This is a genomic window from Bacillus cereus group sp. N12, assembly GCF_016483575.1.
Taxonomy (GTDB): Bacteria; Bacillota; Bacilli; order Bacillales; family Bacillaceae_G; genus Bacillus_A; species Bacillus_A toyonensis.
Window position 1 is genome coordinate 23,991 of sequence record NZ_JAEHBO010000054.1, and the last position, 14,206, is coordinate 38,196.

Here is a 14,206-nt window from a genome sequence, read left to right on the forward strand (position 1 = left end):
TATGGCAGTACAAACAGTTGATATTCTAGGCGTTCCTTTCTCTACAATGACAATGGATGAAACAGTCCAATATTTAAAGGAACAACTAGAATCGGAGCAAAATGATACCTTTCAGGTAGTAACAGCGAATCCTGAAATTGTTATGTGTGCAAAAAAGGATGAAAAGTTCCATAAAACATTATTAAATACAGATTTAATTACACCTGATGGTATTGGGGTTGTAAAAGCAAGTGGTATGCTTGGTACACCTGTAAAAGAGCGTGTAGCAGGTTTTGATTTAATGTGTAATTTGTTTGCGAAGTTATCAGAAGAGAATAAACCAGTATCCGTTTTCTTATTAGGAGCAAAACCACATGTTGTACAAGCTGCAGCGGATCATTTAAAGAAGACATATTCAGCTGTATCTATTGTTGGTACGCAAGATGGGTATTTTAAGCAAGAAGAAGAAGAGAATATCGTTTCTCGTATTCAAGAAGCAAAACCAGATCTACTACTTGTTGCACTTGGTTTCCCAAGACAAGAGAACTTTATCCAAAACAATAAGCATCGTTTAGAAACGAAAATGGCTGTTGGAGTAGGTGGAAGTTTAGACGTATGGGCGGGAGAGGTAAAACGCGCACCAAAGTGGATTCAAGCGATTCATTTAGAGTGGTTTTACAGGTTATGTAGTAATCCAACACGCTGGCGTCGTCAGTTAGTATTAGCGGAATTTTTAAAAGAAGTAATGCGTTCAAAAAAGTAGCGAAATCTCGCTACTTTTTTTTGTTGATTTTTGATAAATATTTTAAATTTTGGGAATGATGAAGGAGAATTTTTTACACGAAAGTATTTTACTTATGTAATTCACACATGTAAAATGATGTGTAAAGACACCTGTGTGAGGAGGACTTCTTGTGGGCAAGGTAAAAGAAATTTCGAAGCGAAAGCTACTTGGCATAGCGGGGCTTGGATGGCTATTTGATGCAATGGATGTTGGAATGCTTTCATTTGTAATGGTGGCACTCCAAAAAGATTGGGGATTAAGTACGCAAGAAATGGGATGGATAGGTAGTATTAATTCAATTGGTATGGCAGTAGGAGCGCTCCTTTTTGGGATACTATCGGATAAAATAGGCCGAAAATCAGTCTTTATTATTACATTATTACTATTTTCTATCGGTAGTGGTTTAACTGCTTTAACGACGACACTCGCGATGTTCCTCGTTTTAAGATTTTTAATTGGTATGGGGCTTGGCGGTGAGCTTCCGGTTGCCTCCACACTAGTATCAGAGAGTGTTGAAGCACATGAACGAGGTAAAATAGTTGTGCTATTAGAAAGTTTTTGGGCAGGTGGCTGGCTAATTGCAGCTCTTATCTCATATTTCGTTATTCCGAAATATGGTTGGGAAGTTGCGATGGTGTTGAGTGCGGTTCCGGCACTATATGCTTTATATTTAAGATGGAATTTACCAGATTCTCCGAGATTTGAAAAGGTCGAAAAAAGACCATCTGTTATCGAAAATATAAAGTCAGTTTGGTCTGGAGAATATCGTAAAGCTACAATTATGTTATGGATTTTATGGTTTTGTGTTGTCTTTTCCTATTATGGAATGTTCCTTTGGTTACCTAGTGTAATGGTATTAAAAGGATTTAGTTTAATAAAAAGTTTCCAGTACGTACTTATTATGACATTAGCTCAACTTCCAGGGTATTTCACAGCCGCTTGGTTTATTGAACGTCTTGGGCGAAAGTTTGTTTTAGTTACGTATTTAATCGGTACAGCGTGCAGTGCCTACTTGTTTGGAGTTGCAGATTCATTAACAGTTTTAATCGTGGCAGGCATGTTACTATCCTTCTTTAATTTAGGTGCTTGGGGGGCATTATACGCTTATACACCTGAACAGTATCCGACAGCTATTCGTGGTACAGGTGCAGGAATGGCGGCCGCATTTGGCCGTATTGGTGGTATTATTGGCCCTTTATTAGTAGGCTATTTAGTTGCTGCACAAGCTTCACTTTCGCTAATATTTACGATCTTCTGTGGATCAATTTTAATTGGAGCACTTGCTGTAGTTATACTTGGGCAAGAAACGAAGCAACGAGAATTAGTGTAAAAGGAGAGGGGGAACCGAGGTGGTTTCCTTTTTTCTGTTTTTTTAGATAAATAATGGTATAGTAAGAAAAAGGGATTGTTTCTTATTAAAGAGAATGTATACAACAGGACATACGGACAAAGGAATTAGGTGGTTGGATAAATGAAAATTTTACTTATCATGGAAGAGGCAGAAGAGCGAAGGAAATTAGTTGAGAACTTTACTGAGAATATTCGAAATATAGAATGTTTTGAAGCAAATACAGGAACAGAATCTTTGTTAATAATGAAAAAACATACACCAGATTTTGTTTTTTTAAGTTCGCAATTAATAGATGGTACTGGTTTTGAATATGCGAGTTTATTACGAGAAGTAAATTGCTATACGAAATTTATTTTTATGGGTGAGGATATAGAAGAATCCATTACAGCATTTCGTTTTCAAGCATTTTATTATTTATTACGACCATTTCGTGAAGAAGATTTACAATTTCTTTTATATAGAATGGGTAAAGAGCAAGGAGAGAGAGCAAAGAGTTATTTGCGAAAACTACCGATAGAAGGTCAAGAGGGAATTAGATATGTTTTCCCAGAAGATATTGTATATGTGAGTAAAAATAAGGAGAATAAGACGGTTTCAATTTATACAACAAATAATCAGTATATTTCAACATATACACTTCAGGAATTGGAAAATAAACTAAATGTATATGATTTTTTACGTGTGCATAAAAGCTATTTAATTAATATGTCATATGTACAAGAACTGAAACCATATTATAACGGCACGTATAATTTATATTTAGACAGGTATGATGAGCAACCGATTCCAGTCAGCCGTAATTATGTAAAGCGCCTTCGAAATAAAATTGAATTATAGTAGGTAATGAGAGTATTTTAACATGATAAACTAAAAATTCTTCATGATAAGGAGGATTCAACTTAAATATTCAGAAAATTTAGTACAATCTCCACTAAGAAGTAGTATTGGGGGGATTGTATGTGAAGACGTTGAAGTCGATTTTACTTTGGGGGGTTATTACGGCAGTAGGAGCAGGTGCTTTTGGTGTAATAGCTTTATCACAAGGTGAAACTATTAATGCTGTGTGGCTCTTAGTAGCTGCAGTATGTGTGTATGCAGTTGCTTATCGATTTTATAGTAGATTTATAGCGAGAAAGGTTTTTGATTTAGATAATAATCGGCAAACGCCAGCCCATACATTGAATGATGGAAAAGATTATGTTCCGACAAATAAGTGGGTATTATTCGGGCATCACTTTGCAGCAATTGCTGGGGCAGGGCCTTTAGTAGGACCTATTTTGGCAGCACAGATGGGATATTTACCAGGGACAATTTGGATTATTGTCGGGGTAGTAGTCGCTGGAGCTGTACAAGATTTTGTAATTTTATTTGCTTCGATGAGACGTAATGGTAAATCGTTAGGTGAAATGATTAAAGATGAGATAGGCCCTGTGACTGGGCTCATTGCCATGATAGGTATTTTAGGCATTATGATTATTTTATTAGCAGTATTAGCATTAGTTGTAGTAAAGGCACTTATCGGAAGCCCTTGGGGAATGTTTACGATAGCGGCAACGATTCCTATCGCTATTTTAATGGGAGTATACATGCGCTACATTAGACCTGGCCGGGTTGGTGAAGGATCGGTAATTGGTATTATTCTACTTATTCTATCTCTTATTGGAGGTCAGTATGTAGCTGAAAACCCAACGCTTGCAAGTATGTTTACGTTTAGTGGTGAAACAATTGCTATTATGCTTATCATATATGGATTTATTGCATCGGCATTACCAGTTTGGATGCTTTTGGCACCGCGTGATTATTTAAGTACATTTTTAAAAGTAGGGACAATTGTTGGATTGGCAATCGGTATTTTAATTGTAGCACCAGATTTACAAATGCCAGCAGTTTCAAAATTTATCGATGGAACAGGCCCTGTTTTCTCAGGTAACTTATTCCCGTTCTTATTTATTACGATTGCCTGTGGGGCGGTGTCTGGATTCCATGCGCTTGTTTCATCTGGTACGACGCCAAAAATGATTGAGCAAGAGGGGCATGCACAGCCAATCGGTTATGGAGCAATGTTGATGGAGTCGTTTGTAGCAGCGATGGCTATGATTGCGGCTTGTGTATTAACACCAGGAACTTATTTTGCAATTAACAGTCCGGCAGCACTTATCGGTACGGATGTATCTCAGGCGGCCCAAGTTATTTCTTCATGGGGATTTGCTATTACACCAAATGAATTAAAAGATCTTGCTGTAAACGTTGGAGAACAAACGATTTTATCACGTACAGGTGGCGCACCAACGTTAGCGATAGGTATGGCATATATTTTCTCACAAGTAATAGGTGGGACCGCAATGATGGCATTTTGGTATCATTTTGCCATTCTTTTTGAAGCACTATTTATTTTAACAACGATTGATGCAGGAACGCGTGTCGGTCGCTTTATGATTCAAGATATTTTAGGACATGTATATAAGCCGTTTGCGAAAACAGATTCTACATTAGCGAATGTAATAGCTACAATGTTATGTGTATTAGGCTGGGGATATTTCTTATACCAAGGAGTAATAGATCCACTTGGTGGAATTAATACATTATGGCCGTTGTTCGGTATTGCAAACCAAATGTTAGCAGGTATTGCATTATTACTTGGGACGACAATTTTATTCAAAATGGGGAAAAAGGTATATGTTTGGGTGACACTTATCCCGACTGTCGGATTGTTAATTGTAACAATGACAGCTGGTTATCAAAAGCTATTTCATGAAAATCCAAAAATAGGATTTCTATCTCATGCAAAGGTGTTTCAGGGAGCATTAGATGAGGGGAAAGTGTTAGCTCCAGCTAAAAATGTCGCTCAAATGAAAAAAATTATTTTTAATGATTATATCGATGCCGCACTTTGTGGGATTTTTATGATAGTTGTAATCGCCGTATTAATTTCTGCAATTCGAATTTGGATTCAAGTATTAAGAAATAAGCCGATGCCGTTAAAAGAGGCACCATATATTCCTAGGGATGAAAGTGAGTCGAGGAATTATGCTTAAAAAACTACGGCAAGTATGGGGCAAAAGGAAACACTTTATTAGTTTACTTGTAGGGGTACCAAGTTATGAAGCATATGTGGAGCATATGAAAAAGCATCATCCAGAAGAAGAGATTGTATGTCAGAAGCAATTTTTCGCTGAGGCGCAAGAAGCTAGATTTAATGCGAAAGGCGGCAAGATATCACGTTGTTGTTAATAAAAAAGGGACGAATCTTCGTCCTTTTTTATTTTTTTGCTGTTTCACGTGGAACAGCAAAAATAAATAAAAAGATTTGGGAATTATAGGGAGTTCGTATACAATAAAGTAAGGAAAGGGATAGACGAAAAAGTAGGGAGATTATTTTATGTTAAGGGATTTATTTGTAAACACAACAATCATTCTTTCCTTTATCTTTATTGGAGGTCAGCTTTTAAGAGATAGTCCGTTAAAAGAAGGATTCTCTTTTTGGCAGAAATGCGTAGTAGGTATTTTTACTGGAATATTAGGTATATTACTAATGTATTTCGGTGTTCGTATTGGTACTATTCTATTGGATTTACGCTACTTAGCTGTCATTCTAGCTGTTATAATTGGAGGGCCAATAGCGAGTACTATAACAGTTGGTATGATTTTAGTAACTAGGCTATTATTTATGGATTATTCTTTAGCTTCTCAAGTGGCTATTTATACAATTATTGCGATAGGGATAGGTAGTATCTTTATTTCACGCATGAAGCTTTCTTTAGGAGAAAAGTGGGTATGGTTACATACGTATATTTTATCTATTCTAATCCCGGCGCTATATATATGGTTAATTAAAGATACCTACATTGTGGGGTTATATTTATTTTCTAGTATTCTTACAGGCTATATCACGTTTTTTAGTGCAAAATATGTATTGCAATCTAATCAATTATTCCAAACGATGAAACAGTATGCAACGATAGATGCTTTAACAGGACTTGGAAACGTAAGACATTTTGATTTAGAGATGAATCGTTACATCGGTAATAAGCATATGAAAAGTGGTTCACTTTGTTTATTACTTATAGATATTGATCACTTTAAGTATGTAAATGATACGTATGGGCATCCTGCAGGAGACGAAGTGTTAAAACAAATAGGGTGTATTTTAAGAGGAATTTCAACATTTCCGGATTTGGTTTTTCGAAAGGGTGGAGAGGAATTTGCACTTTTGATACCGCAGAGGGGACTAACTTATGGTATTCGTCTTGGGGAACAAATCCGTATAGCTGTTGAAAAACATTCATTTCAATTGTTAGATGGAACGAAAATAAAAATCACAGTGTCGGTAGGGATTTCAGAGTATAAAGGATCACAGGAACAGCTTATTCAAGCGGCTGATGACGCGTTATATTATTCAAAAAGAAATGGTAGAAATCAGGTCAATTCTGCATCTTAAAGGTAAGATGACCAGAAGATGTAAAATTTATTTAAAAAAACACCCACAGAGGCAACGTATTAGCTCTGCGGGTGTTTTTATTTATACGCTAGACAAGCTCTTTCGGTGCAACGAATTTACGATATGCACCATGATGAGTTGGTCCTACGTATTCGTTAATCTTGAATGAGTAACGAATAGCAGCTGTGATAAATTCTTTAGCAGTTTTTACTGCTTCTTTCACAGATTTTCCTTTTGCAAGTTCTGCTGTAATTGCAGCAGAATATGTACAACCAGCACCGTGTGTGTTTGTAGTATCAATTTTTTCTGATTCTAGAAGATCGAATGTTTCTCCGTCATATAGGACGTCGATTGCAGTTTCTGTACCTAGTTTGCTACCGCCTTTAATTAGGACGTATTTAGCACCTAAAGCGTGGATTTTCTTCGCTGCTTCTTTCATGTCCTCAAGAGAATTAATTTTCACGCCGCTTAATTGGTAAGCCTCAAATAAGTTTGGTGTTACAACTAATGCTTTTGGAACTAAAACGTCACGTAAGCAATCATTCGTTTCAGGATGTAATGCTTCATCTGCGCCTTTACATACCATAACAGGATCAACTACTACGTTTTTGAAATTATGCTTTTCAATTGTTTCTGCAACCATTTCAATAATTTCTACTGATCCAAGCATACCCGTTTTTAAAGCATCTACGCCAACACCTTCAATTGTTGTTTCTAATTGTGGTTTTAATGTAGAAGCTGGGATTGGGAATACGTTATGTGCCCAACCGTTATGTGGATCCATCGTTACGATCGTCGTAAGAGATGTCATTCCGTATACGCCAAGTTCTTGGAATGTTTTTAAATCTGCTTGTATACCAGCACCGCCACTTGTATCAGAACCAGCGATAGTAAGTGCTTTATTTAATGTCATTATGAAATCCCCCTCAAGTGATATAATGAAAACTATGTTTTCACCATTATATCAATGTTACGAATAAGTACAAAGTGAAAAGTAGATGATTTACTTTAGAGGCGATTTAAAATCTTGTATGTAGGAGATTGAGCATGTTTCGAGATAATCGTACAAATGAATTAGTTATATTAAAAGAAATTGCAGAAACACTAAATACATCAAATGATACATATCATGTATTGCAAGCGGTGCTAGAAAAATTGCTAAGTGTAACAGGTTTGACGACAGGATGGATTTTTCTTGCGGATGAAAATGGGAAGTATACGAAGTTGATCGATTACCAGTTACCAGAGGCGCTGACATATGAAAACAAACGCCCGATGTGTGAAGGTGAATGTTGGTGTTTACGTGGATTTGTAGATGGGAAATTAGAACGAGCTGTTAACATTATTGAATGTAAAAGAATTAATAATGCAATTGAATACAATTGGGGAGATACAGAAGGAATTCTTCATCATGCTACAGTTCCTTTAAAAGCAGGAGGAGAAAAGTTTGGCTTATTAAATGTGGCGAGTCCAGGTAAAACACATTTTTCAGAAGAAGAATTAGTATTGCTCCAATCCGTTGCTTTCCAAATTGGGACGGCTTTAAAACGAACGAAATTATATGAAAATGAAAAACGAAGAGCACATTATTATGTGAAATTGGAACGTTTTATTCAAGATTTAAAAACAATTCATAGGTTTAATGTATTACCTGAAAAAGTTGTAAATCACGTAGGTGAAGTATTTCAATGGAATCAAGTGGCGTTTTTTATTAGAGAAGAAAAAGAATTATCTTTGCGAGCGTCTTTTAGTCAGGAAGAGTTACAAGAAGATGTAAAAGAAGCGGCAAAGAAGGCGCTAGTAAAAGGTGAATCGGTTCTTTTAAAACGTCAAATTGGTCATAATGTACATCTAAATGGAGCTGTTATTGCTACGCCAATACATATTCAAAGCCATGTATTTGGTGTTTTATGTGTAAGTTTAAATAATGGAGAATTTGATGTGAATACAATAGATGTAATCCAAGCGCTATCGAATCATATTTCGCTAATAATAGAGAATTTAAGATTAAACGAGCAGCGTCGTGAACTTGTACGAATGGAAGAAAGAAATCGATTAGCAAGAGATTTACATGATTCTGTTTCACAGAAATTATTTTCATTAACCTTTATGACAAAAGGTGCTGAGGCAGTTTTAAAAGGTCAAAATGAAAAAGTGGATCGATCTTTGCATGACATGCGTGAACTAGCGCAAGGGGCATTAAAAGAAATGAGGACATTAATTTGGCAGCTTCGTCCGGCAGGATTAGAAAAAGGATTATTACCTGCTCTAAAGCAGTACGGTGAAAACTTAGGATTGAAAATTAGGGAGCAAGTTACCGGTGTTCGTGACTTACCTCGTGTGGTAGAAGAGGCATTATGGCGCATTGGACAAGAAGCGTTAAACAATGTAAGTAAGCATGCAGGTGTAAAAGAAGCGACGGTTTATTTTACAGTGACTGAGAAAAATGTATCATTAGAAATAGTTGATCAAGGAAATGGCTTTGTAGAAAAAGATATAAAAGAGAAAAAATCACTCGGTATGACTACGATGCGTGAAAGAGTAGAATTAGTTAGTGGAACAATTAAAGTTGTAAGTAGCAAGAAACGAACGAGCGTAAAAGTAAATGTACCATTATGATGTGAAAATGAGGGAAGTTTGTGAAAATAAAAGTATTGTTAGTTGATGATCATACAGTCGTTTTAAAAGGGTTAGCATTTTTCTTGAGTACACAGGAAGATTTAGAGTTAGTTGGAGAAGCAAATAATGGGAAAGAAGCATTAGTGAAAGTAGGAGAAACAAATCCTGATGTTGTACTAATGGATTTATATATGCCTGAAATGGATGGCGTTGAGGCGACAGCTTGTATAAAAAATGAATATCCAGATGTGAAAGTAATCGTATTAACTAGCTTTTCTGATCAGGCACATGTTTTACCGGCATTAAAAGCAGGAGCAAGTGGTTATATTTTAAAAGATGTAGAACCGGATCAACTTGTTGAAGCTATTAGAAGCGCATATAAAGGTAATATTCAATTACATCCCGATATTGCGAGCGCCCTTATCTCTCAAACATTGCCTCAAGAAGAGAGGGCAGAGGAACATTTCGTTCATGTAGATGTATTGACAGCAAGAGAAAACGAAGTGTTACAACTATTAGCAAAAGGGATGAGCAATAAAGAAATTGCCTCTGTTTTAGTTATTACAGAAAAAACGGTTAAAGCACATGTAAGTAGTATTTTGAGTAAATTAAACTTATCTGATCGCACGCAGGCAGCATTATATGCAGTGAAAAATGGGATTGTATAAGACGAAAGTCGTAAGACCTAGTTCGCCTTTAGGAGGTGGACTTTTTTTATGGAAAAATACGTCTATGTGAGGACGAAATTGTCTTGATATAAAGATAAAATATGTTTGTAAGCAACAAAACAACAATTACAAGGGATACCTTTTTTAAAAACATATAACAACGTAAGAGTGAGTATTAGGAGGAAGAAATAATGGCAACAGTTTTATTCGTAAAAGCAAACAATCGTCCAGCGGAACAAGCAGTTAGTGTGAAATTATATGAGGCATTTTTAGCAATCTATAAAGAAGCACATCCAAATGATACAGTAGTAGAACTTGATTTATATAAAGAAGAATTACCATATGTAGGCGTAGACATGATTAATGGTACATTCAAAGCAGGTAAAGGATTTGATTTAACGGAAGAGGAAGCAAAGGCAGTAGCAGTTGCTGATAAGTACTTAAATCAATTTTTAGAAGCTGATAAAGTTGTTTTCGGTTTCCCATTATGGAACTTAACGATTCCAGCAGTATTGCACACGTATATTGATTATTTAAACCGTGCTGGTAAAACGTTTAAATATACACCAGAAGGTCCAGTTGGACTTATTGGAGATAAAAAAATCGCATTATTAAACGCACGCGGTGGCGTATATTCTGAAGGTCCAGCGGCTGAAGTAGAAATGGCTGTTAAATATGTAGCAAGTATGATGGGCTTCTTCGGTGCAACAAACATGGAAACAGTGGTTATTGAAGGACATAACCAATTCCCAGATAAAGCAGAAGAAATCATTACTGCGGGTCTTGAAGAAGCAGCTAAAGTAGCAAGCAAATTTTAATTGAAATTATAATCGCCACTCAAAGAAACAGCATTAACATAAACGTTAATGCTGTTTCTTTATATTTTTAACTCATCAGCAAGTTTTTCTAATTGACTTCGATCTTGTATATAATATGTTCGGCCTTCTTTTTTTAAATAATTTTGCTGGCAAAACTGGTTTAATACGTATAAAAGGTGACGATAACTGACGCTTAAGTATTCTGAGGCTTCGGTATGTTTTTCGGTATAGCAATTATTTTGTTCTGTTAATAGAATAAACGCCGCTAATCGATTTTCGAACGGATAACTATTGTTTTTTGCATAACTTTCTGTTCGGGCAATTGTTTTTTCGCCAATGAATTTGCATAGTTTCTGTAAAAAGGTAGCATCTTGCAATAAAAGATGCTGACAATCTTTAAGAGGAAGTGCTAAGCAAATACAATCATCGATTACCTCAACTGCTTTAGTAAAGGATTCTACACCAATTAATCCTAATTCTCCAATGAACGAAGGTGCTTGAATAAAGTTAATTAATGAAACCTTTCCGTTTTTGTGACTCATATATATTTTTGCTTTCCCAGAAATTAAATAATAAAGATAAGGGAAATCAACCCCTTCAGTACATATCTTTTCTTTCTTTTGAAAGGAATGTAGCTCAGCATACGGTAAGACATCAAAAGAAAAAAGAGTGTGGAGATTGTAAGTTTGCATGTAATGAGAAATTTCTTCGTTGTTTTTGCTGACTTCCATATTTTCACCTCATATTTAGTATGAGATATCTCCTATTATTTTTACAAGAAAGAATGATACGATTTACTTAAATTTGTTTTTGTAGAAAAGAGAGTGTGAGAGGTTTATGAAAAAATATAAAACATTGTTGTTTGATGTAGATGATACACTGTTAGATTTCCAGAAGACGGAGAAAGTGGCATTACGTATGCTTTTTGAGGAGAAAGGGATTCCTCTAACTAGTGAGGTTGAAGCGCGTTATAAAAAAGTTAATAAAGGTCTTTGGGATGTTTTTGAAAAAGGCGAAATCAACCGCGATGAAGTTGTAAATACACGGTTTTCCATTTTATTCAAAGAGTACGGGGAAGAAGTAGATGGGATATTATTCGAAAATAATTACCGTAGCTACTTAGAAGAAGGAAATCAACTCATACAAGGTGCATTTGAATTTATAAATCAAATTCAAAATGAGTATGATTTATATATAGTGACAAACGGCGTTTCTAAGACGCAAGATAAACGTTTACGTAATGCAGGGTTACATTCATTGTTTAAAGGTATTTTTGTTTCTGAAGATACAGGTTTTCAAAAGCCGATGAAAGAGTATTTTGATTATGTTTTTGAACGGATTCCTAACTTTGCTTCTGAAGAAGGGCTTATTATTGGGGATTCATTAAGCGCCGATATTAAAGGTGGATATGTAGCGGGAATTGATACTTGTTGGTTTAATCCAGAAAAGAAATTAAATGATAGCGAGATTGTGCCAACATATGAAGTGCATAGTTTTGAAGATTTATACGCTCTATTGAAGCGGCATGTGTGACAAAAATAGGCAGTGGAATTTTTGTCCCTACTGCCTACTTTTATTAATTTGTAGTTTCGTTCCGTTTAGGAAGCGGAAATGCATTACCAATCGCTGCTGCCCCGAGCATTGGTAATAGTAAATTAAGCGGGAAAAACATAAGTAATAGCAAAGTTATAGCTATTGGCTTTCGTAACGCATAGCTCGAAATCGCTGTCGTTACGATGGCCACAGATGCTACTGGATCTATAGGAAGAATAGAAGCTATAGCGTATCCAATACTTGACCCTGAAAATATAATTGGGAAAATATGTCCACCACGCCACCCCGTATTTAAACAAACGGCAGTAATGCATAGCTTTAAAACTCCTGAAAGAAGTAGTATCCAAAAGGATAAATGCCCCCATTCAACAACTAATTCTTTTAATTGATGTTCCCCTGAAAATAATGTATACGGAAGAAAAGTGCCTACAATTCCTAATAAAATACCACCGATAATTCCAAGTGTAATTTTGTACTTTGTAAAAGGATGAATTAACTTCTCTAATATGAATTCTAATTTGAAATAAAAGAAACCAATTATAGCACCAATACTAGCAAGCGGGAGAAATGCGATCCATTCATTGAAAGAAAGTGAACCTTCTCCAAAATCAACAATAAAGGATCCTCGATTATCGAGTTTACTCAGTAGTAAATAAACAGAAAAACCTGCAAAAGTAGTAGTTAAGTATACAATTGCTTTTTTTCCTTTAGAAAATTCGTTAATTTGCTCACTCTCATTTTCATTTGGGGCCAAGTAACCGAATAATGGTGCATTAAAAATGACACTTAAAGTAGCACCAATTCCAACCTCTGTTAGTTCATTCATTCCCTTTAAAGCAAATTTAAAGCGATCACCAACCCATGTGCAAAGTCCGCCAATAATTCCAACAAGTGCGGCTTCTGGACCGAGACTAGCCCCAAATATTAAGACAATAATCGCAGTTAAAGTAGCTTGATGGACAAAACGGTATTCAATCCTACCTGTTTTTTTATATTCATCCATAACCTCTGGCATAAGACGTGGATATGTACCAAAGTATTTTTGTGATAAACCAACAAGAATCCCGCCGATTGTGGTTACGCAAAGGGTGTAATAAGGGGGGGAAGAGAAAACGCTAGGTAAATAACCCCAAATAAAATGGATTCCGATATTTATCGTAACTAAAAATAGCCAGACTGTAGCGCCTACTATGGATCCTAGAAGAATGCCATATAAGACGATTATATAATGCATGTCTTTTGTATTTGTCATGTTATACCTCCGTTATGCAAGTCTTAGTAGGAAAAGGTTGCAGATGTTAGTGTGAAATGGATTGAATATGTATAGTATCTTTTTGAGAGGATTGCTTATTCAACATGTAGGGCGATTTTTTGAATTTATAGTTTAAGTTACTTATTTAATTTTATAGATTGATTTGAGTTTTTTAAAGGTCTTTTTTGAAATAGAATGGAATATATTTCTTTTGTTGCTTCTATAAAACTGTTAACATTTATTTTAGAACATTCGGAAAAATCGATTGACATTAGGAAATTATTGCTATAAAATCAACGGTAATTGCATAGTCTTATCAAGAAAAGGTGGAGGGACAGGCCCGATGAAACCTTGGCAACAGCCGTATAACGGAATTGTGCCAAATCCTGCAGGTAATAATCCTGAGAGATAAGAAAGAGCCTTTAGAGCGTGTTTTTAAACTGCTCCTTTCTTATTTTCAGGAAAGGGGCGGTTTTTTATTTTGTATAAAAGAAAGGAGAATGAGAGATGGGAGAATCATGGGGAAAAGGAACGATTTGTGTGCAAGGTGGCTATACACCAAAGAATGGTGAACCACGTGTTTTGCCGCTTTATCAAAGTACAACGTATAAATACGATACGTCGGATGATTTAGCAGCACTATTTAATTTAGAGGCAGAAGGATATATATATACGCGTATTGGCAATCCTACTCTAGCTGCATTCGAGCAGAAGTTATCAGATTTAGAAGGCGGTGTAGGAGC

14 protein-coding genes and 1 riboswitch are annotated in these 14,206 nt (G+C 35.8%); of the genes, 11 read left to right on the top strand and 3 right to left on the bottom strand.

Translation table 11 applies throughout. The annotated features are described in order from the left end of the window. Position 1 precedes the first annotated feature (1 nt). From JDS92_RS20875 to JDS92_RS20900, 6 genes are all read left to right on the top strand, one after another. Complete coding sequence (locus JDS92_RS20875; protein ID WP_000290755.1) at positions 2 to 742, top strand: WecB/TagA/CpsF family glycosyltransferase; 741 nt, start codon at positions 2 to 4, stop codon at positions 740 to 742. Between the two features lie 151 nt (positions 743 to 893). After that, positions 894 to 2,093 carry an MFS transporter gene (locus JDS92_RS20880; protein WP_000521086.1) on the top strand — a complete coding sequence of 400 codons (1,200 nt, stop codon included), beginning with the start codon at positions 894 to 896 and terminating at the stop codon, positions 2,091 to 2,093. 141 nt (positions 2,094 to 2,234) lie between these two features. Next, positions 2,235 to 2,951: a LytR/AlgR family response regulator transcription factor gene (locus JDS92_RS20885; protein ID WP_000698261.1), complete on the top strand. Its 717-nt coding sequence runs from the start codon at positions 2,235 to 2,237 to the stop codon at positions 2,949 to 2,951. Positions 2,952 to 3,073: 122 nt separating this feature from the next. Beyond that, entirely contained in the window at positions 3,074 to 5,149 is a 2,076-nt protein-coding gene (cstA, locus tag JDS92_RS20890) for a carbon starvation CstA family protein (RefSeq protein ID WP_199632458.1), read from the top strand. Beyond that, the gene (locus JDS92_RS20895; protein ID WP_097958230.1) at positions 5,142 to 5,345 is read left to right on the top strand and encodes a YbdD/YjiX family protein; all 204 of its coding nucleotides are present in this window, start codon (positions 5,142 to 5,144) and stop codon (positions 5,343 to 5,345) included. Before cstA ends, JDS92_RS20895 begins: the two co-directional genes overlap by 8 nt. A gap of 148 nt (positions 5,346 to 5,493) precedes the next feature. Continuing rightward, positions 5,494 to 6,552: a GGDEF domain-containing protein gene (locus tag JDS92_RS20900; protein WP_097958169.1), complete on the top strand. Its 1,059-nt coding sequence runs from the start codon at positions 5,494 to 5,496 to the stop codon at positions 6,550 to 6,552. An 88-nt stretch (positions 6,553 to 6,640) separates the two neighbouring features. Here the strand turns inward: JDS92_RS20900 and pdxK are convergent, their stop codons facing one another. Continuing rightward, positions 6,641 to 7,465 (bottom strand): pyridoxine/pyridoxal/pyridoxamine kinase, encoded by an 825-nt coding sequence (pdxK, locus tag JDS92_RS20905; RefSeq protein ID WP_000174255.1) that lies wholly within the window; start codon positions 7,463 to 7,465, stop codon positions 6,641 to 6,643. A 134-nt stretch (positions 7,466 to 7,599) separates the two neighbouring features. Between pdxK and JDS92_RS20910 the strand changes: the two genes are divergently transcribed. The 3 genes from JDS92_RS20910 to JDS92_RS20920 all read left to right on the top strand — a co-directional run bounded on the left by JDS92_RS20910 (position 7,600) and on the right by JDS92_RS20920 (position 10,657). Next, positions 7,600 to 9,171, top strand: coding sequence for a GAF domain-containing sensor histidine kinase (locus tag JDS92_RS20910; RefSeq protein ID WP_000488134.1), 1,572 nt, complete (start codon positions 7,600 to 7,602; stop codon positions 9,169 to 9,171). A 20-nt stretch (positions 9,172 to 9,191) separates the two neighbouring features. Further along, complete coding sequence (locus JDS92_RS20915) at positions 9,192 to 9,839, top strand: response regulator (protein ID WP_000695807.1); 648 nt, start codon at positions 9,192 to 9,194, stop codon at positions 9,837 to 9,839. Between the two features lie 191 nt (positions 9,840 to 10,030). Then, positions 10,031 to 10,657 (top strand): FMN-dependent NADH-azoreductase, encoded by a 627-nt coding sequence (locus tag JDS92_RS20920; RefSeq protein ID WP_199632459.1) that lies wholly within the window; start codon positions 10,031 to 10,033, stop codon positions 10,655 to 10,657. Between the two features lie 59 nt (positions 10,658 to 10,716). On the opposite strand, the gene JDS92_RS20925 is transcribed toward JDS92_RS20920, so the two are convergent. Next, complete coding sequence (locus tag JDS92_RS20925; RefSeq protein ID WP_097958170.1) at positions 10,717 to 11,388, bottom strand: transcriptional regulator YeiL; 672 nt, start codon at positions 11,386 to 11,388, stop codon at positions 10,717 to 10,719. 106 nt (positions 11,389 to 11,494) lie between these two features. Between JDS92_RS20925 and JDS92_RS20930 the strand changes: the two genes are divergently transcribed. Continuing rightward, positions 11,495 to 12,190 carry a YjjG family noncanonical pyrimidine nucleotidase gene (locus JDS92_RS20930; protein ID WP_000760209.1) on the top strand — a complete coding sequence of 232 codons (696 nt, stop codon included), beginning with the start codon at positions 11,495 to 11,497 and terminating at the stop codon, positions 12,188 to 12,190. A gap of 43 nt (positions 12,191 to 12,233) precedes the next feature. Here JDS92_RS20930 and JDS92_RS20935 read toward each other — a convergent pair whose 3' ends face one another. Beyond that, complete coding sequence (locus tag JDS92_RS20935; protein ID WP_000185592.1) at positions 12,234 to 13,463, bottom strand: chloride channel protein; 1,230 nt, start codon at positions 13,461 to 13,463, stop codon at positions 12,234 to 12,236. Positions 13,464 to 13,773: 310 nt separating this feature from the next. Beyond that, positions 13,774 to 13,878: riboswitch (SAM riboswitch) on the top strand. A gap of 92 nt (positions 13,879 to 13,970) precedes the next feature. Here JDS92_RS20935 and JDS92_RS20940 point away from each other — a divergent pair. Further along, positions 13,971 to 14,206: PLP-dependent transferase (locus JDS92_RS20940; protein ID WP_199632460.1), on the top strand; the 236-nt coding region annotated here is incomplete at its 3' end.